Source organism: Mycobacterium sp., assembly GCF_002863225.1.
Lineage (GTDB): Bacteria > Actinomycetota > Actinomycetes > Mycobacteriales > Mycobacteriaceae > Mycobacterium.
Window position 1 is genome coordinate 122,888 of record NZ_PKEK01000052.1, and the last position, 18,687, is coordinate 141,574.

Annotated in this window: 17 protein-coding genes; 9 read left to right on the forward strand and 8 right to left on the reverse strand. The window is 68.0% G+C overall.

Features of this window, described 5'->3' with window-relative positions:
- Positions 1–4: 4 nt before the first annotated feature.
- Positions 5–1,507, reverse strand: coding sequence for a chromosomal replication initiator protein DnaA (gene dnaA / locus CYU59_RS18770; protein ID WP_293001406.1), 1,503 nt, complete (start codon positions 1,505–1,507; stop codon positions 5–7).
- A 570-nt stretch (positions 1,508–2,077) separates the two neighbouring features.
- Here dnaA and rpmH point away from each other — a divergent pair.
- The 9 genes from rpmH (at position 2,078) to CYU59_RS18815 (ending at position 8,349) form a co-directional block, all read left to right on the forward strand.
- Positions 2,078–2,221: a 50S ribosomal protein L34 gene (gene rpmH, locus CYU59_RS18775; RefSeq protein ID WP_293001408.1), complete on the forward strand. Its 144-nt coding sequence runs from the start codon at positions 2,078–2,080 to the stop codon at positions 2,219–2,221.
- A 19-nt stretch (positions 2,222–2,240) separates the two neighbouring features.
- Entirely contained in the window at positions 2,241–2,585 is a 345-nt protein-coding gene (gene rnpA / locus CYU59_RS18780; protein WP_293001410.1) for a ribonuclease P protein component, read from the forward strand.
- A complete protein-coding gene (gene yidD / locus CYU59_RS18785; RefSeq protein WP_293001412.1) occupies positions 2,582–2,905 on the forward strand; it encodes a membrane protein insertion efficiency factor YidD in 324 nt (107 codons plus the stop codon). Before rnpA ends, yidD begins: the two co-directional genes overlap by 4 nt.
- A complete protein-coding gene (gene yidC / locus CYU59_RS18790; protein ID WP_293001474.1) occupies positions 2,889–3,944 on the forward strand; it encodes a membrane protein insertase YidC in 1,056 nt (351 codons plus the stop codon). Before yidD ends, yidC begins: the two co-directional genes overlap by 17 nt.
- 59 nt (positions 3,945–4,003) lie before the next feature.
- Positions 4,004–4,576 (forward strand): R3H domain-containing nucleic acid-binding protein, encoded by a 573-nt coding sequence (locus CYU59_RS18795; protein ID WP_293001414.1) that lies wholly within the window; start codon positions 4,004–4,006, stop codon positions 4,574–4,576.
- A gap of 64 nt (positions 4,577–4,640) precedes the next feature.
- Positions 4,641–5,369 (forward strand): 16S rRNA (guanine(527)-N(7))-methyltransferase RsmG, encoded by a 729-nt coding sequence (gene rsmG / locus CYU59_RS18800; protein ID WP_293001417.1) that lies wholly within the window; start codon positions 4,641–4,643, stop codon positions 5,367–5,369.
- Positions 5,366–6,310 (forward strand): ParA family protein, encoded by a 945-nt coding sequence (locus CYU59_RS18805; protein WP_293001420.1) that lies wholly within the window; start codon positions 5,366–5,368, stop codon positions 6,308–6,310. Before rsmG ends, CYU59_RS18805 begins: the two co-directional genes overlap by 4 nt.
- Complete coding sequence (locus tag CYU59_RS18810; protein ID WP_293001422.1) at positions 6,307–7,290, forward strand: ParB/RepB/Spo0J family partition protein; 984 nt, start codon at positions 6,307–6,309, stop codon at positions 7,288–7,290. Before CYU59_RS18805 ends, CYU59_RS18810 begins: the two co-directional genes overlap by 4 nt.
- Before the next feature lie 306 nt (positions 7,291–7,596).
- Positions 7,597–8,349: an acetyltransferase gene (locus CYU59_RS18815; protein WP_293001424.1), complete on the forward strand. Its 753-nt coding sequence runs from the start codon at positions 7,597–7,599 to the stop codon at positions 8,347–8,349.
- Here CYU59_RS18815 and CYU59_RS18820 read toward each other — a convergent pair.
- The 7 genes from CYU59_RS18820 to CYU59_RS18850 form a co-directional block, all read right to left on the reverse strand.
- Positions 8,336–9,556: an N-acetylmuramoyl-L-alanine amidase gene (locus CYU59_RS18820; protein WP_293001426.1), complete on the reverse strand. Its 1,221-nt coding sequence runs from the start codon at positions 9,554–9,556 to the stop codon at positions 8,336–8,338. The two genes, CYU59_RS18815 and CYU59_RS18820, sit on opposite strands and share 14 nt — an antisense overlap.
- Positions 9,557–9,678: 122 nt before the next feature.
- Positions 9,679–10,026 (reverse strand): thioredoxin, encoded by a 348-nt coding sequence (trxA, locus tag CYU59_RS18825; protein WP_293001428.1) that lies wholly within the window; start codon positions 10,024–10,026, stop codon positions 9,679–9,681.
- Positions 10,027–10,040: 14 nt separating this feature from the next.
- The gene (gene trxB / locus CYU59_RS18830; RefSeq protein ID WP_293001430.1) at positions 10,041–11,039 is read right to left on the reverse strand and encodes a thioredoxin-disulfide reductase; all 999 of its coding nucleotides are present in this window, start codon (positions 11,037–11,039) and stop codon (positions 10,041–10,043) included.
- 73 nt (positions 11,040–11,112) lie between these two features.
- Positions 11,113–11,829: a hypothetical protein gene (locus CYU59_RS18835; protein WP_293001432.1), complete on the reverse strand. Its 717-nt coding sequence runs from the start codon at positions 11,827–11,829 to the stop codon at positions 11,113–11,115.
- A gap of 34 nt (positions 11,830–11,863) precedes the next feature.
- On the reverse strand, positions 11,864–12,433 hold the full coding sequence (gene sigM / locus CYU59_RS18840) for an RNA polymerase sigma factor SigM (protein ID WP_293001477.1): 570 nt from the start codon (positions 12,431–12,433) through the stop codon (positions 11,864–11,866).
- Between the two features lie 72 nt (positions 12,434–12,505).
- On the reverse strand, positions 12,506–16,258 hold the full coding sequence (gene murJ / locus CYU59_RS18845) for a murein biosynthesis integral membrane protein MurJ (RefSeq protein ID WP_293001434.1): 3,753 nt from the start codon (positions 16,256–16,258) through the stop codon (positions 12,506–12,508).
- Positions 16,255–18,675, reverse strand: coding sequence for a hypothetical protein (locus CYU59_RS18850; RefSeq protein ID WP_293001436.1), 2,421 nt, complete (start codon positions 18,673–18,675; stop codon positions 16,255–16,257). Before CYU59_RS18850 ends, murJ begins: the two co-directional genes overlap by 4 nt.
- Between the last annotated feature and the right edge of the window lie 12 nt (positions 18,676–18,687).

The window sequence follows — 18,687 nt, forward strand, 5'->3', positions numbered from 1 at the left end:
AGGATCAGCGCTTGGAGCGCTGGCGGATCCGGGTGGTGAGCTCTTTGACGTGATCGAAGACCTCACGCCGCTCGGCCATCTCGGAAAGGATCTTCTTTTGCGCGTACATCACGGTGGTGTGATCGCGGCCGAATGCCTGCCCGATCTTGGGCAGTGACAAGTCGGTGAGCTCGCGGCACAGATACATGGCGATCTGCCGGGACTGGGCCAGCGCCCGGGTCTTGCCGGGACCACGTAATTCCTCGACCGTGGTGTCGAAGTACTCCGCGGTGGCAGCCATGATCGTGGCGGCGCTGATCTGCATGGTGCTGGCGTCGGCAATCAGATCGCGCAACACGATCTCGGCCAGCGACTTGTCGATCGGTGCCTTGTTCAGCGACGCGAACGCCGTGACGCGGATCAACGCCCCCTCGAGTTCACGGATGTTGCGCTCGACGCTGCTGGCAATCAGCTCCAGCACATCGTCGGGAACATTGAGCCGTTCCATCTGTGCCTTCTTGCGCAGGATCGCGATGCGGGTCTCCAGCTCCGGCGGTTGAACGTCGGTGATCAGACCCCACTCAAACCGCGTTCGCAGCCGATCTTCAAGTGTCGCAAGCTGTTTCGGCGGGCGATCGGACGAAATCACGATCTGCTTGTTGGCATTGTGCAGCGTGTTGAAGGTATGGAAGAACTCTTCCTGGATACCTTCCTTGCCCTCGATGAACTGGATGTCGTCGACGAGCAGCACATCGACGTCGCGATAGCTGCGTTTGAAGGCGACCTTGCGGTCGTCACGCAGGGAGTTGATGAAGTCGTTGGTGAACTCTTCGGTGGAGACGTACTTCACCCGCATTCCGGGGAACAGGCGTTGGGCGTAGTTCCCGGCGGCGTGCAGCAGGTGAGTCTTACCCAGACCGGACTCTCCCCAAATGAACAGCGGGTTGTAGGCCCGGGCCGGCGCTTCGGCGATCGCCAGCGCCGCGGCGTGGGCAAAGCGGTTCGAGGCGCCGATGACGAAGGTGTCGAAGGTGTAGCGGCGGTTCAAGCTGACCCCGGCTGCCGCGTCGGCGGCCTGGCTGTGCGGTCGCTCGGAGAAATACGACGGCCAGCTCTGCTGTGCGCTGGCTAGAGCTTCGCCGTCCTCGTCGATCTCGTCGAGGTCGTCGACCGCCTCATCGAAAGCGGCGTTGGCGCGGTCGTCGGACTCATCGGATGTCAAAGGTGAGATACGCACACCGAGCTCGACCTGCTGGCCGAGCCGGCGACTCAGCGCGTCGGTGATCTGGGTCCGAAGGTGCCGTTCGATCTCGTTCTGGACAAAGCTGCTCGGGACTGACAGCAGAGCGAAGCCTTCGACGATCGTGAGCGGCTGCACCAGATTCAGCCACGCCCGCTGCTGCGGTGTCAGGGGCGGGACGTACGGTCCGCCGTTGAGAACGGCGCCTTCTGTGGAGAGTTCGCCGTTGAGTTCCGAAACGACTGCACTCCAGACCGTCGCGAAGCTGGATCCGGGGTCCTCGGTCAACGACGGGTCCCCCTGCTACGACGTGAAAGTTCTACCAGTAGTGCCGACGACGAACTGTCCACACAGTTATCCACAGGTGTGGAGAGGATAGCGGCCAGCGCATCGCAGCGTACCCCTGACGGCTCGCGGGATCGGCGCTCGAGACTGCCGTTCACAATCGGCTGGCTAGGAGGCCGATCCGCCATCCTTGCTTCGTTGTCCAGCGCCGTTTCGGTGTGAAACAGCACCGCCCGAAGCTAACAGTTTTCCTCGTCCGCGCCAACCGTTCGGCAACATTCGGAGCCGCTTTGGGACGATTGGTCTGACCTCGGTGGCAGGTGTGGCGACAGTGAAGGATCGACGTCGGGCACAGCGGTCCGCAGGTGTGGTTTGACCGGGCGAACAGGGGTCAGTACCCTCATACAGTCGCCCGAAAGTCGGCGATACGGCTGCGATCCGAGCACTTGGCCCGGAGGCCGCGCCGGTCACCAGCGAGACACAAAGCCTATCGAGGCGTCGTGGGGTAGAGCGTGACCCACCGGCAGGGGAAACCGTGCCGGGCACGATGTCAGATGCAGCAAGGAGAGAGTCGTGGCAAAGGGCAAGCGGACCTTCCAGCCGAATAACCGGCGCCGTGCCCGCGTGCACGGTTTCCGCCTGCGGATGCGGACCAGGGCCGGCCGGGCGATCGTGTCGAATCGGCGTGGCAAGGGCCGTCGCTCCCTGACTGCCTGACCGCCTCGGTGTGACGGCGGTGCTTTCCGCACGAAACCGCATGACCAGGTCGACCGATTTCGGCGCGACGGTCAAGCATGGAAGGCGCGCCGCACAGCCGGACATGGTCATCTATATGCGGCATGCCACCGGGGACCCCAAGCTCGGGCTGATCGTTTCGCGGTCGGTCGGATCGGCCGTGCAACGACACGGGCTCTCGCGGCGGCTGCGTCACGTCGGGCGCGACGTCCTGGCGGATCTGAACCGGTCCGAGCACATCGTGATCCGTGCCCTGCCCAGTAGTCGTGACGTCGGCTCGGCCCGATTGAGTGAACAACTCCGGGCGGGATTGCGCCGCATCGAGTCGACAGGCGGCAAGCGGTGAGTGCGATCGCATCCCGGGTGCGCCGCGCTGAATTCGCGATCGCACGAGGCCTGATCTTCGTCATCCAGTTGTACCGGCACATGGTGTCGCCGCTGCGGCTGCCGACATGTCGCTTCACCCCGACCTGCAGTCAATACGCGGTAGACGCCCTGGCTGAGTTCGGGTTGCTGCGGGGGAGTTGGCTGGCGGCGGTTCGGCTCGCGAAATGCGGGCCGTGGCATCGAGGAGGATGGGATCCGATACCTGAGCGCAAGGGTGCCGGGGCTCACGAGTGGGACACCAAAGCGCCGCTAAGGAAGAGTGATTCTGTTGTCGTTTGATTATTTCAGCCTCGACTACTTCTACTATCCGGTCTCGGCGATCATGTGGCTCTGGTACAAGGCGTTCTCGGCCGTCCCTGGGCTGGGCCCGAAGAACTTCGTCACCTGGACGCTGGCGGTGATGTTCCTTGTCTTCACCCTGCGGGCGATCTTGTACAACCCCTTCGTCCGCCAGATCCGGACTACCCGCCAGATGCAGGAACTGCAGCCGCAAATAAAGGCGCTGCAGAAGAAGTACAGCAAGGACCGCCAGCGGATGGCGCTGGAGATGCAGAAGCTCCAGAAGGAACACGGGTTCAACCCGATCCTCGGCTGTCTGCCGATGTTGGTTCAGGTCCCGGTTTTCCTCGGTCTGTATCACGTGTTGCGATGCTTCAACCGAACCTCCAGTGGGATCGGACAGCTAGGCCTGTCGCCCGAGCGCAACCGCTCGTTGGGTAACTACTTCTTCAGTGCGCAGGACGTCGGTCACTTCCTGGACGCCAACCTCTTCGGTGCGCCGCTGGGCGCGAGCATGACTCAGCGCGGTGCGAGCCTCGCGGCGTTCCAGGGCTTCGAATTCAGTCGGCCTGCCGTCGCGGCGGTGGGTGTGCCGGTGATGATCCTGGCCGGCGTCGCCACCTACTTCAACAGCCGGGCATCGGTGGCGCGCCAGAGTGTGGAGGCCGCGGCCAACCCGCAGACCGCGATGATGAACAAGCTGGCGCTCTACGTCTTCCCGCTCGGCGTGGTGGTCGGCGGACCGTTCCTGCCACTGGCGATCATCTTCTACTGGTTCGCCAACAACATCTGGACGTTCGGCCAGCAGCATTACGTGTTCGGAATGATCGAGCGCGAAGAAGAGGAAAAGAAGCGCGAGGCGATCGAGCGGCGGGCGGCCAATGCGCCGGCGCCGGGAGCCAAGCCCAAACGTTCGTCGGGCAAGACGGCGTCGGCAGACGGCAACGGCACGGCCGCCGAACCACCGACACCAGACGCCGGCATTGCCGACCGCACGCCGCGGCCGGGAGCCAAGCCGAAGAAGCAACGCGGCCGCTGACTTTCGCCGAGCGGACACCAGACTTCACCGGGCGACGCCCGGGCACGGGAAGGGAAGACATGACAGAAACCGAAGACGTAACCAAGGGCCACGAAGCGCCGGCACAGGAGGAGTTGGAGGGTGCCACCAACGGCAGCGCTCCGGCCGAGGGTGATGGCGAGGGCGACCAGGAAGAGCGCTTGGTCGCCGAGGGAGAGATCGCCGGCGATTATTTGGAAGAGCTGCTCGACTTGCTCGACTTCGACGGCGACATCGACCTCGACGTCGAGGGCAGCCGGGCGATCGTCAGCATCGACGGCAGCGACGACCTGAACAAGTTGGTCGGCCGCAAGGGCGAAGTGCTTGACGCGCTGCAGGAGCTGACACGGTTGGCCGTGCACCAGAAGACCGGCGTCCGCAGCCGGCTCATGCTCGACGTCGCGAGCTGGCGTCGGCGCCGCCGCGACGAGTTGGCCGCGCTGGGGGACAAGGTCGCCAAGCGCGTATTGGAGACCGGCGAACGCGAAGAACTCTCGCCGATGACGCCGTTTGAGCGCAAGATTGTGCACGACGCCGTGGCGGCGATCGACGGAGTGCACAGCGAGAGCGAAGGCGTCGAGCCGGGCCGCCGGGTCGTCGTCCTGATCGACTAGAGCACGCCGAGTTACATCGATGTAGTTCCGCGGCTCCGTCGGCATCGCGCGCGGGTGGGAAGGAATGTTTCACGTGAAACATCTCGGCCCCGATGATTGCGACGCACCGCCCGCGCCACCGCCTGCTGACGCCGCGGAGACCATCTTCGGCGACCGACTCGAATTGGCGCAGCGCTACGCGGAGCTCCTGGCTTCGGTCGGCGTGGAGTGGGGCCTGCTCGGTCCACGAGAAGTCGAGCGCATCTGGGACCGCCACATATTGAATTGCGCGGTGCTCGCCGAAGTCGTTGAAGCCGGCGAGCGGATCGTCGACATCGGCAGTGGCGCCGGTCTGCCCGGCCTGCCCGTTGCGATCGCCAAACCCGGGGTGCGGGTGGTCTTGGTCGAGTCGATGTTGCGTCGTACAGACTTCCTCCGGCTGGTGATCGATGAGTTGGCACTCGACGTCGAGGTGGTCCGCGGCCGCGCCGAGGATCGCGCAGTGCGTGAGGTGGCGGGTGGGGCTGACGCGGTCACGTCGCGGGCGGTCGCCGCACTGGACAAGCTCACCCGCTGGAGCCTGCCGTTGCTGAGGCCGGGCGGACGGTTGCTTGCCATCAAGGGGGAGCGGGCTCACGAAGAAGTGGTCGAACACCGCCGAATGATGGCCAAGTTAGGTGCGGCGGATGCAAGGGTGGTGGAATGTGGCGTGGGTCTTTTATCCCCACCGACAACCGTGGTGGTGGCCCGGCGGGAGGGGCCGGAAATGGTCCGGAAACCGTCGCGCAAACGATCGAGCAGGGAGAGCCTATGAGCGCGTCGCATGACTCGTTCGGTCCGGACACCGGGGTCCATGTTTCACGTGAAACATCAGAATTCGAGACCCCGATCGGGGCTGCCGCCGAGCGCGCGATGCAGGTGCTGTCGAAGGCGTACAAGCCGCTGCGTCGGCCGGCCCGTCGACGGTTGTTCACGATTGCCAACCAGAAGGGGGGCGTCGGAAAGACGACGACCGCGGTCAACCTGGCCGCCGCCCTCGCGGTCCAAGGACTCCGGACTCTGGTGATCGATCTGGATCCGCAGGGCAACGCGAGCACGGCGCTGGGCATCGCCGATCGACACTCCGGGACACCGTCGTCGTACGAAGTCCTCCTCGGCGAGATCCCGCTCAAGGAAGCGATGCGTCAGAGTCCGCACAGCGAACGGCTGTTCTGCGTGCCCTCGACGATCGATCTGGCCGGAGCCGAGATCGAGTTGGTGAGCATGGTGGCTCGCGAGAACCGCTTGCGCAACGCGCTGGCCGAGCTCGACAGCATCGACTTCGACTACGTCTTCATCGACTGCCCACCATCGCTGGGGCTCCTGACGATCAACGCATTGGTCGCCGCGCCGGAGGTCTTGATCCCGATCCAGTGCGAGTACTACGCCCTGGAAGGTGTCTCGCAGTTGATGAACAACATCGAAATGGTCAAGGCTCACCTGAACCCCGGCCTCGACGTCAGCACGGTCATTCTCACCATGTACGACGGGCGGACCAAGTTGGCCGACCAGGTGGCCGACGAGGTTCGGCGCTACTTCGGTCCGAAGGTCCTGCGGACCGTGATTCCGCGCAGCGTCAAGGTCTCCGAGGCGCCGGGCTACAGCATGACAATCATCGAGTACGACCCGGGTTCTCGCGGTGCGCTGAGCTATCTCGATGCCAGTCGCGAACTCGCGGAGCGCGGTACGACACCCGACGGAGGGGAAGCACGATGAGCCAACCGACGCGTAGAAAAGGCGGCCTCGGGCGGGGCCTCGCCTCACTCATTCCCACCGGACCCGCCGAGGGGGACACGACTTCGGCGGGACTCGGCGGACCGAAGATCGGCTCCGCGGCCGCGGATGTCTTGATGGGCGGTCCGCCGGCTGCGGCGTCCGACATCGGTGCGGTTTACCGGGAGATCGCGCCGACCGACATCGAGCCGAACCCGCGCCAGCCGCGACAGGTGTTCGACGACGAAGCGCTCGCCGAGCTCGTCCACTCCATCCGCGAGTTCGGACTGATGCAGCCGATCGTGGTGCGCGCGCTCAACGCGACGAGCGGACCTCGCTACCAACTCGTCATGGGGGAGCGGCGCTGGCGGGCGGCCCAGACGGCCGGCCTGACCGCCATACCGGCGATCGTGCGCGAAACCGCCGACGACAATCTGCTCCGCGACGCGTTGCTGGAGAACATCCACCGGGCGCAATTGAACCCGTTGGAAGAGGCGGCGGCTTACCAGCAACTGCTCGACGAATTCGACGTCACTCACGACGAACTGGCCGCACGGATCGGCCGGTCGCGCCCGCTGATCTCCAACATGATCCGCTTGTTGCGGCTGCCGATTGCCGTTCAGCGCCGCGTGGCCGCCGGAGTGCTATCGGCTGGTCACGCCCGAGCGCTGCTGTCGCTCGACGCCGGGGCCGAAGCTCAGGAGACGCTTGCCGCGCGGATTGTGGCGGAGGGGCTGTCGGTTCGCGCGACCGAGGAGGCGGTGACGCTGGCCAATCGGGCCGGCCCGAGCGACCCCCCGTCACCCCGGCGCAAGCCGATCCACATGCCCGGCCTCCAAGATGTCGCCGAGCAACTGTCCAGTGCCTTCGACACCCGCGTGACGGTGAGTCTGGGCAAGCGAAAGGGCAAGATCGTGGTGGAGTTCGGTTCGGTGGACGATTTGCAGCGCATTGTCGAGCTGATGAACTCGTCGAAACGATGACCGACCATACCGACCCGTTACGTCACTGTGACATTCTGCGAAATCGAGCCGCGCTGACATGCCAAGAAAACCCGAAATCATCTGCGCAGCAATCGATTTGAGCGGCAGCCACTCGGCCGGCCACCCGGGCGGTTGGCACGGCCCGAAAATCGCCACCCAGCCGGGGTGCGGGCACCCCGAGGCGGGCCGGCGCGGGTATCGCGGTCGTCTCCAGCGGGGTACGCTCGGCTGCGAGGTGGAGCAGCCACCGGTTCGCGGGGAAGCGGGGCCGTCCACGGCCGCACCCCACGGAGGCTCAGGAGTCTAGTGTCCGCTCGAATCACGCCGCTGCGACTCGAAGCCTTCGATCAGCTTCCGAAGCACGCGCGCCGTTGCGTCTTCTGGGAGGTGGACCCCGCGACGCTCGGTGAGCAGAGCCAGCTCGCCGACCCCGAATTCGAAAAAGAAGCCTGGCTGTCGATGGTCATGCTGGAGTGGGGCTCCTGCGGGCAGCTGGCCACTTCGGCGCCGGCCGACGACGAGGCGGAGTCGGCCTGCTTGGGTTACGCGTTTTACGCTCCACCGCGGACCGTTCCGCGGGCTCACCGATTTCCGACCGCGCCGGTGTCCGCCGACGCGGTGTTGCTGACCTCCCTGCGCGTCGAACCCGGGCCGGCCGCCGACGAGTTGCCCCACAGTCTGATCGCGCGGGTGGTCGACGAGTTGGTCCGCCGCGGCGTTCGGGCGCTGGAGGCGTTTGGCCGAACCGAAGCAGTGGCGGACTTGGCCGGCTCACCCAACACCGACCCGGAGCTGTTGCCGGTGCTCGAAGTGCTGGGGGACTGCTCGGTCGAGCAGTGTGTGATCGACGCTCAGTTTTTGCAGGATGTGGGGTTTGTCGTGGTTGCGCCGCACACCTATTTCCCCCGGCTGAGGCTCGAGCTGGACAAGGGCCTCGGGTGGAAGGCCGAAGTCGAGGCCGCCTTGGAGCGACTGCTGGAAACTGCCGCGCTGCGACAGCCGGTCGGCGCGGGAGCGCCCGCTGCGTCGTCGGCGTCGGCGAAGACTAAGAGCCGCTAGCCCGACCGGCTTGCTCCACGGCCAGCTCGTGGGCCAGCAATTCGGCGAATGTGAATGTGCCAGTGGGCCTGTCGTTCTTGCCGAGCAGATACAGCCGCTTGACTGCGGCCAGGATGCCCTCGGCGATTGCGTCCCGGGTCTGCGTGGTGACCAGCATGCCGCGATCGCGTGGGTTGGTGATGTAGCCGATGTCGACCTGCACCGTCGGCATCCGGGTCAGCCGCAGCAGGTCCCAGGTCCGGCCGTGCGTCCGGCAATCCCGTAAACCAGTGCGCGCCACCACTTCTCGCTGAATGAAGTCGGCCAGATTGCGGCCGATCGTCGACACCGAGCCGTGTGAGTTGCCGAAGTAGAACGAGGCGACGCCGCCGGCCGACGGGCTGGGCTGCGTCTCGCAGCGCAGGCTGATCATCAGGTCGGCGCCGACGGCATTGGCGGTGGCCGCGCGCTCGTGATCGGACGGGCTGCGGTTGGTCGGCCGCGACAGGAAGGTCTCCATGCCGATTGCCGTCATCCGGCCTTCGAGCCGACTTCCCAAGTCCCACAGGATGTCTGATTCGCTGATCGGGCCCGCCGGGCCGTGTGCGATCAGGCCGTGGTCGTTGCCACCGCGGCCCGGGTCGATGATGATCCGCTTACCGGACAATTTGGGGCCCGACCGGCGTACCAGCTCTTCCTCGCGGATCGCGTGTATCGAACCGCCGGTGACCCGTGAACTGAGAAAGTACAAGGAGCGCAACGTCTCTGGGCCGCAGATGCCGTCGGCGTACAGCCCGTATTCACGTTGGTAGGACATCAGCCCGGTGTGGGTCTGCAAGCCGAAGTAGCCGTCGACCAAGCCGGTGTAGAAGCCGAGGTCCTGCAGCCGGTTCTGCAGGGTTGCGACGTCATCGCCGTACATCGGGGCGCCGAACTGGTGATGCAGTGTGCGGGCACCCAATCGGTAGGACGCCTCGCGCAACGCGCGGTTGGTGGCCTCGCCGACGATGCCGTCGACCAGCAGGCCGCGATTCTGCTGAAACGCCCGTACCGCATGGTCGAGCTCGTCGTCGAACACGTCGACGGCGACGTGTCGCCCGGTGCTGAGATCGTCATCCGCACTGACGAGATGCCCGAGCGCCGCCAACGACTCTCGGATCTCGGTGACGGCCGCACTGCGGTCACCACGGCGCAACTGATCGCCGTCACCGCCATGCGGTCTTGACATTGCAGAGCCTCCGGTGAGCCGTGTGAGCAGCCCTGCCGCTTCCTGACAGGCTTGGCGATATTCTCTCAGACGCTCGAGGATTTCGGTAAAACGCCAGGCCACCCGCGCCGAGGTTTGACCAGCTAGCCGACCCCGGGCACGGCTTCGGAGAGCTCCCGCAGCAGGGCCGCCTTGCCCTTGGCGCCGACGATGCGTTTCACCGGCTCGCCGTCCTTGAACAAGATCAGCGTCGGGATCGACACCACGTCGAAATTGCGGGCGGTCTCCGGGTTGGCGTCGACGTCGAGCTTGGCGACGGTCAGCTGCCCGGCGGCGTCTTTGGCGATCTCGGCGAGCACCGGCGCCACCATCTTGCACGGGCCACACCAGGTTGCCCAAAAGTCAACCAGCACAGGCGTACTGCTCGCCAATACATCGCCTGCGAAGGATGCGTCAGAGACATCTACGGGCGTACCTGAAGAATCGGTCATCGCATGTACTCCAATCAGAGGGTCGCGGCCGCCGGTTCTCCGACGGATTGGGTCTGGGTGCGCTCACCCGGCTCCGCATGCTCGGCGAGCCAGCGCTCGGCGTCGATCGCGGCCGAGCAGCCGGTGCCCGCGGCGGTGATCGCCTGCCGGTAGGTGTGGTCGACCAGGTCGCCGGCGGCGAACACGCCGTCGAGTGAGGTGTAGGTGGTGTGGCCGCGGACCAGCACGTAGCCGTCGTCGTCGAGGTCGACCTGGCCGCGGACCAGCTCCGAGCGGGGGTCGTGGCCGATCGCGACGAACACCCCGGTCACCGGCAGGGTGGATTCCTCGCCCGTCTCCGTGTCGCGCAGCTTGAGGCCGGTGACGGTGTTCTCGCCCTCGACCGAGACCACCGCTTTGTTGGTGGCGAATGCGATCTTGTCGTTCGCGCGGGCCCGGTCGAGCATGATCTTCGAGGCCCGGAACTCGTCGCGGCGGTGCACCAGGGTGACGCTGCGGGCGAATTTCGTCAGGAACGTCGCCTCCTCCATGGCCGAGTCTCCACCGCCGATCACGGCGATGTCCTGGTCCTTGAAGAAGAAGCCGTCGCAGGTGGCACACGAGCTCACGCCCCGGCCGAGCAATTCCTGCTCACCCGGTACGTGCAGGTAACGCGCGGCCGCGCCCATCGCCAGGACCACGGCCCGGGCTTGCAGTGTCTCGCCCTCGGACGTGGTCACCGACTTCACCGGGCCGTCGAGCGACACCGACTCGACGTCTTCCATCCGCAGGTCGGCGCCGAAACGAAGCGCCTGCTCGCGCATCTGGTCCATCAATTCGGGGCCCTGGATACCGTCGCGGAATCCGGGGAAGTTCTCGACCTCAGTCGTGGTCATCAGCGCACCACCGAAGGCAGTGCCCTCGAACATCACCGGCGCCAGTTGCGCGCGCGCGGCGTAGAGCGCCGCGGTGTAACCGGCGGGCCCGGAGCCGACGATGATCAGGTCGTGAACGGTGCTGGTTGAGGAACTCATACCAACCTTTCCGATACGTGAAACCGCTGTAGTGCACTAGAACGCCAGGGTAAGCGGTGCTGTTCCCGCGACATTACGGCCGGTGGACGATCCTGTCAGCCGACAGGCCGGTGTTCACCGAACTGCAGGTCGGCGCGACCGCGAGCGCGGCCAAGGCGTCTGGCGCGTCGCTTGGCAGTACCAGCAGGACGGCCGGGCGGCCGGCCACCTCGATCGGGCGGGCGCCGAGCACGCGGGTGTTCGCCGGGTAGCCGAGGCCGGCCAGGCAGGAGGCCAGACGGCGCGTCTCGGCCAGCGGCCCGAGGTCCGGTGCGCGGTCGAGCAGCGCGACGATGTCCTGGTCCGACAACGGGATGGTGTTGGGCGGGCGGGACACCGTGATGTGTTCGATGGTGGTGGGCCGGCTCGGCAGTGGTTCCGGGGCGGTGAGCAGCGCCGAAACGCCGAGCCAGGCGGCGACTGCGGCCGCCGTGAGACCAGCCGCCGCGACCGCGGTCCGCGCCCGGCCGGGGAGCCGTCCCCGGGGCACGGCGTGGGCAGCGCCGTCGGCGCGCAGGCCCGCGGTGATCGTATCGACGACGGCGGGGTTGACGGGCGGCGCGGACCCGGCCCCGAGATCGCCGAGGTCGCGGCGAACGCGGTTCAGCGCCGCCATCGTCTGGCGGGCCTCGGGATCGTCGCGCACGCGCTGACGCAACCGGGCTGCCGTCTCGTCGTCGAACAGTCCTGCCTGCAGGTCGGCGAGAGTCTCCGTATTCAGCGGCAGACCATCAGGGTCGACGACGTCCATCCGCCCCAGTGTCCGTCATCCGGCGCGGGCGCGGCTAGCCGGCCGGACGGTGCGGAGCCGAATCGGTCTGCAGATAACCGAGGGTCACGGCCAGACGCGCCCGGGCCCGCGCGCAGCGGCTCTTCACGGTGCCTTCGGCCACCCCCAGCAGCTGGGCGGTGTCAGCGACCGAATAGCCGTGCATGTCGACGGCCACCACGGCGGCCCGCTGCTCGGCAGGCAGCCGCATCAACGCCTGCTGCACGGTGATCGCGGTGTCCACCTGCGCGGTCCGATCCGGAACCGGGTACACGTCGTCGAGCACGGTGGTCAGGTGAGTCTTGCTGCGGCGCAACCGATCCAGGCAGGCGTTGACGACGATGCGGTGCAGCCAGCTGCTGACCGCGGCGTCGTGCCGGAAGGTGCCGGCGCCGCGATGCGCGGACGCCATGGCCTCTTGCAGCGCGTCTTCGGCGTCCTCGACGGACCGACTGGTCAGCCGCGCCACCCGGTGCAGTTGCCGGTGGTGACGGCGGAAGAGCTCGGCGAAGGCGAAACGATCCCCGGCGACGTGCGCCGCCAGCAGTTCGGCATCACTGCGTTGCTCAGGCGATGGCCGCCGAATCCGTTGCGCGAAGCCCACTCTGCGGACATTAGCCAATCACCCGTTGCCGGGCACTTCACTCGGCCGGCCCTGTCAGGACTTGGCTTGCACGGTGACTTCGGACAGGCTGCTGCGGCTCTGCCCGTTGGTCGTTCCGAGCGTGGGAATCCAGACCAGCACGTACTGGGTGGGCGAGGACGCGTTGACCTGGATGGTGTTGTGCCCCGGGTGCATTGCGGTCGGCTGGCTCAGCACTGCGGTGTCCTCGAGCTTGCCCGGGGTCGCCGTCGACGACGAGCGGATCTGGATCTTGGTCCCGTTGCTGGGCACGTCGACGTTGACGGCCCCGACCACGGTGGGCTGCGGAAGCTGCACCAGCAGGCCGACACCGCTCTTGAAGCCCGGGAAGGGAACCGGGTCGTGGTAGACGTCGGTCTCCCAGGCGGTCCCCGGGCTGCCGTCGATCGCGAGCGCGGCCGAAGCGGGATTGTCGGGTTCACCACCGGGCGAGAACACCGTGGCCGCCACCGGCTTGACGACGTTGCCCGCCGCGCCGCTGGTGCTCGACGACGAGGGCCCGTTGAGACCCAGTTGGTCTTTGTCGAGTCCGCCGACGTCGCTGAACATCTTGCTCAGTACGGAGGCAAGAATCAGCAGCGCCACCACGATGATCAGAGCCCCGGCCCCGATCCCGATCGTGACGGCCCGGCGCCGGCGAAGGCGCGACTGCGTCTCGTCGCTGTCGGCGGCACGTTCACGGCCGGCTCGCGCGGGAGCCGGCGGCGGCACGGCCTCGTCGATCGGGGCGAGCAGCTCGGTCCGGTCGGCCACCACCGTGGCTTGTTGCAGCAGATTCAAAAGGGTTGCGGCGCTGCGTATCCCACCGTCCAGCTGGATCGAGTGGGTGGCTGCCGCCGAGATCTGGAACGGGATGGCTTCGTCGATCGAACTCGGATCCAGGACCTGCCCGGCGGAGTCGCGCGGGGCGGGCGAAAGTCCGCTGGGCGCGCCGGACTCCGGCAGCGGCCACTTGTTGACCAGCAGCGCGTACAGGGCCGCGCCGATCCCGCGAATGTCGTCTTCGGGGCTGATGTCGGGCATCGTCGCCGGGAACGCCAGCACGACGTCGCCTTCGATGCTGACCCGCACCCGGCCCGGATGATCGATCGACAAGGCAACGCCCGAGTGGTGGGCGGCCTCGGCCGCCGCGGCCAGCGTCTGCATCGCCCTCGACGCACCCGCGGCGGACGGCGAGGTGTCCGCCACCTCCTGCAGGGAGCCGCCGCGGACCCACTCGGTGACGACCAGACCGCCGGTGCCGGTGTGCACCACGTCGAGAATGCGCGCGATGCCGATCTTGTCGATACGGCTCAATTTCATTGTGCGAGCCAAGATTTCGCGGATCTGCTCGTCTGGGAGGGCTCCGTCGGGGTCCACGAACGTCAGCGCTACCTGCCGATTCAGCGCGGTGTCCAGCGCCTGCCAGAACTGCAGGTGCGGCGCGCCGCCGTGAAACACCAGCAGGCGGTAGCGACCCCGGGCGATGCTGGCGCCGGGCACCAGCTGCTGTTCGTCCGCCGGCGCTGAGGCCCCCGATTCCGCGGGGCTCGATGCGTCGAAACCGATCGGGTCGCCGGCGGTGAAGGCGGTGGTTTCGAGGTCGGCGTCCGAGGCGTCACCGTTCGCGGGTTGCGCCGGCACCGCATCGGCGACCTGGAGCTCGGTGGGCACGTCGGGGTGGAAGTCGTCGGCCAGCGGCGGCGCGGCGGCACGGGTCGGACCCGCGAAGTCGGATCCGGAGGTCGGCGCGGGGGACTCGGTGACAGCTTTGGCCGAGGTGCTGTCCGATGAACCGTCGGTCATCCGCGCTCCTCTCCCCGTTCCCTCCCCGGTTGATTGCTCAGGACGCCGGAATCCTGGTTTCGGATGCCCCGCCGGCGCTGTTGAAATCCTGCGCTCAGGGTACGTGACGACACCGGGGCGCAACAATTGCTCTCCGCCGCTGGACCGGCCGGCGCCGACGCTGGCTGACCTGGCAGAAGACGGCGGCGTCGGCCCGGGAGCAGGGTGGGTCGGCACCGGTGGCCGGCGGGCGGGGGTCAGGCCGGTCCAGCGGCGCAGCACGGCCAGCGCCGCGACCGCCTCGGGCACCTGGCCGCGCACCATGACGACGGCGATGACCGGCAGCATGATCGACGCGAGCACCACCAGCCGCAGCAGCGAGCCGGCGCCGCCGCCGTAAGCGGTCAACCGCTGCATGCCCAGCAGGACGTCGATCACGTAGGCAATCAGGCCGGCCAGCAGCGCCGCGGTGGCTGTCACCAGGATGGTGCGCACCTCCGCCAGACCGAGCAGGTGGCCGCCGTTGGGCCGCAACGCATTGCGGAGCAGGACGTAGCCGACGACCGCGCCGGCCACGAAGCCCAAACCGTTGGCCAGGCCGAGGTAGCCCGCGACCAGGTCGGGGTTGGCGGTCAGGTGCGGAGCGAGCAGTGAGGCGGCGATCTTGACGATCGTGATCACCACGATGATCACGATCGGTATCCACGGCTGCTCGCGGGCGTAGAAGACTCGCAACTGCAACAGGACCACGGCGTAGGGGATCAGGGTGAACGCCGACATCGCGATCGCCGCGCCCAGGTGACCGGCGTCGAGGTCGCCGAAGTGGCCGTAGGCGAACAGCGCGCTGCCCATCGCCGAACCGCCGACGGTCATGAACGCCACCGTCGGGATCAGCGTGATCATGGTCAGCCGAATCGCCAGCGACAGGTCGGCGAGCACGGCGCCGGTGTCGTCGGCGGCGGCGTTGCGGCTCAACCGGGGCATCACCACCGTCAGCACCGTCACGCCGATCATCCCGTAGGGCAGCATCAGCACCAGCCAGGTGTAGTTGTAGATGGCCGGGCCGGCGGCGGCCGCGGAGCTGGCGATCTGGTTGGTGACGATCAGGCCGATCTGGCTGATCAGGACGTACAGCACCATCGCCGCGGCCATCGCGCCGAAGCGCTTGAGCCGGTCGTCGACGCCCCACAGCGGGCGAAGGCTGATCCGGTGCCGGCGGATGGCCACCACCAGCACCGCGGTCTGCGCGAACACCCCCAGCGTGGTGCCGATGCCGAGCACCAGCAGCTTCGCGTTGCCCATCTCGACCGGGTCGACGGACAGCTGCCCCGGCGCGGCGAGGTAGGCCCCCAGCGTGGCGATCGCGACGACGTTGTTGAGCACCGGCGCCCAGGCCGGCGGCCCGAACACGTTGCGGGTGTTCAGTATTGCCATGAACACCGAGGACAGGCCGTAGAAGATCACCTGCGGTAGCAGCAGGTAGGCGAACGCGACGGTCAGTGGTTCGTTGACCTGAGGGTTGCGGCCCAGCATCAGCTGTACCAGCAGCGGCGCGGCCGCCACCGAGAGCAGCGTGGTGGCCAGCAGCAGGGTGGTCGCCAACGTCACCAGGCGCCGCACGAACGCCGCGCCGCCGTCGGCGTCGTCCTGCTCGGCGCGGGCCAGCACCGGCACGAAGATCGCCGTGAACGTCGCTTCGAGCACCAGCGCAGCGACCAGGTTCGGCAGCTGATTGGCCACGGTGAACGAGCTGGACAGCGCGGCTCCCAGCAGCGCGGCCAGCAAGACGATCCGGGCGAAGCCGGTGACGCGGCTGACCAGGGTGGCCAGCGCCATGCCCCAGGACCGGGACACCAGCGCGGCATCGGACAGCTCGGGGCGGGGCTGCGGCGCGGCGCCCTGCGCCGTCAGGTGGCCGGTCGGCGGCAGCGGCCCGGTCGGCGGTCCCGGACTCCTCGTGACCCGGGCCGGCAACGGCCGCGAGGGCGGAACGGCCCGGCTCATCCGCTGTGCTCTTCCTCGCTCGCGTAGCCGGCGTCGGCGGCGTCCGGACGATCGAGGTCGGCGGGGTCGGGTTGGCCGCGGAAGCGGTGCCACAGGCGGCGTCCGGCCAGCGCGACCAGGACCGCGGCCGCGCTCATCGTGATGGCGAACAGCACCTTGCCGTAGGCGTTGGAGTGCACGGACAGCCGGACCGGCTCGCCGAGCGGCACGCCGCCGGGGGTGCGCAGCACGGCGTCGATCGCGACCCGCTGGGTGAAGTTGACCTCGATCGGAACGCGCATCGGGAGGTATCCCGGCGGCAGCTCGATCTCGCCGGGATCGGTCACCGTCATCCCGGGCGGCACGTCCAGGTGCAGCCGCACCCGGATCGGCACCGCCAAGCCGTTGTGCAGCGCCAACGGCAGCGGGCTGTGTTCGGTGGCCAGCGTGTACGTCCCGGTGGGGGTGACGATCGTGACCGCGCCGAACAGATCGTCGAGCGCATGTCCGAGCACGTCGAGCCGCTGCTGGGCCAGCCCGTTGCGGGTGTCGGGCCGATCGGCCTGGCTGATGGCCCGTAGCAGGTCTTCGCGTAGCGGCGCGGTGTAGCTGACGCCGGTCAGGCCGGAGCGCAGGTCGGTGGTCAGGGCGGCGGTCAGGCCGGCCAGCCGGCCCATCTCGCCGGTGATCTTGCCGATGACGGCATCGCTGAACCGGCCGCGCCCGCCGCCCTCGGCATCCGGCTGCGGCGTTCCGTTCACCGGGGGGACCGCCGAAGCCTCGGCGAGCAGCGCCGGCAGCGGGCGGGGCACGGCGAGGCCGGAGTGGACGGCCGTCGCGAGGGTGTTCATGATGGCGCCCGCGTCGTCGGGCCGCAGGTTCCAGTTGGTGGGCGGCAGCAGGACCTGGGCGCGCGGGTTGACCTTTGGCTGCAGGGCACGCCACAGCATCGAGGCCAGCGCATCCTGTCGGCGGGCGGTGTCGGAGTCGTGCCGCAGCCGGATGAGCAGGTCGGGGCTGAGATAGCCGGGCGCGACCGGGTCGGTGCCGGCCGCGGCGAACGCAGCACCCACGGCCGGGTCGAACGGCGCCAGCACCACCTGCGGCGACAGTCGTCGCGCCGCCGTGTCCGGGGTCGACGGCAGCGGGGTGTTCGAATCGCCGGCGACGGAGGCGGCCGGGGCGATCACCACCGTGTTGCCGTTGGCGCTCAGCAGGTCGACGCCGCGCCGGGTCAGCGAGCCGTCCGGGATCAGGGTGGCGCCCCGGACCGCGACGACGCCCAGGATCTGGTCGACGATGTCGCCGGCTCCGCTGGTCGCGGCGGCGCTGAGGCCGGGGTCGCCGACGCGCTGCACAGCGTCCAGGTCGGCCTGGGCGTAGGTCAGCGGCGATACGCAGATCCGGTGCGCCAATTCGCGCAGCCGGTTCAGCCAGGCGGTCGCCGCGGCCTGACCGGTTCCCGGATGCGTCGGTGACCCGGGTTCCTGTGCGGGGCCGGCTGCGGTGTCGGAGACGACGTAGCCCGCTGTCATCGCGTTGACGGTCACCAGCAGGTCCGGGTCGACGGCCAGACACACCGTGCGGCTCACGGCGCCGTCGGGATCCACGTCGTGGCTGGTGGCGAACTCGGCAGCGGACAGCAGCACGTCGAGTCGACCACCGGTGGCCAACGACCCGGCCAACTCGTCGTCCATCAGTCGCACTGGAATCGACCCGCCGGGGACCCCGGGTGCCAACCGCGGCCGGTCCGCCAACGGCCACAGCATGGTGACCGGCACGGGCTTGGAGGTGTCCGGCGCGACGACGGCCGTCAACGCATCCCCGGCGGTGTTCAGCGGGTCGGCAGGCACGCCCAGCACCGGCAGCAGAAAGCGGGCGTTGTCCAGCCGCGCCGGCTCGCCGTAGTCGGGTGTGCCGTTGACGTTGACCAGCAGCGGGTAGACGCCGGGCGCGGTGATGTCCAGCGAATGTTTGTCCGCCGACCGCATCGGCACCGACAGCGAGAACTTGGCCTTCTGGCCGCGTTGCAATTCGGGGGACACCGTCGCGAAGTCCATGGCGGCCTCGTACTGGTCGGTGTCGCCGTCGAGGTTGGTGCGCAGACCCGACGAATTGGGCACCGAGGGCGCATGTTCCAGTCGGATCATCACGTCGTGGACCGGCCGGTCGCCGATATTGGTGACGGTGCCGGCGACGGTCACCGTCGGGTCGCTGGTGGTGGTGACCTCCTGCGGGGTGACCTGGTCGATCCGGATCTGAACGAACGGCGTGGCCCCCGGTTCACCGGCCGCGGCGGTCGGAACCACGCCGATGCTCAGGCCGGCCAGGATCGCGGCGACCGCCAGCAGGCGCGACACGACGAACCGCCGGAGTCGCGGTGCCGTCGGACCGCTGTTGATCCCCGGGTGGCTTTCCCACCTCGAATTACTCTGCATCGTTGTCGGCGG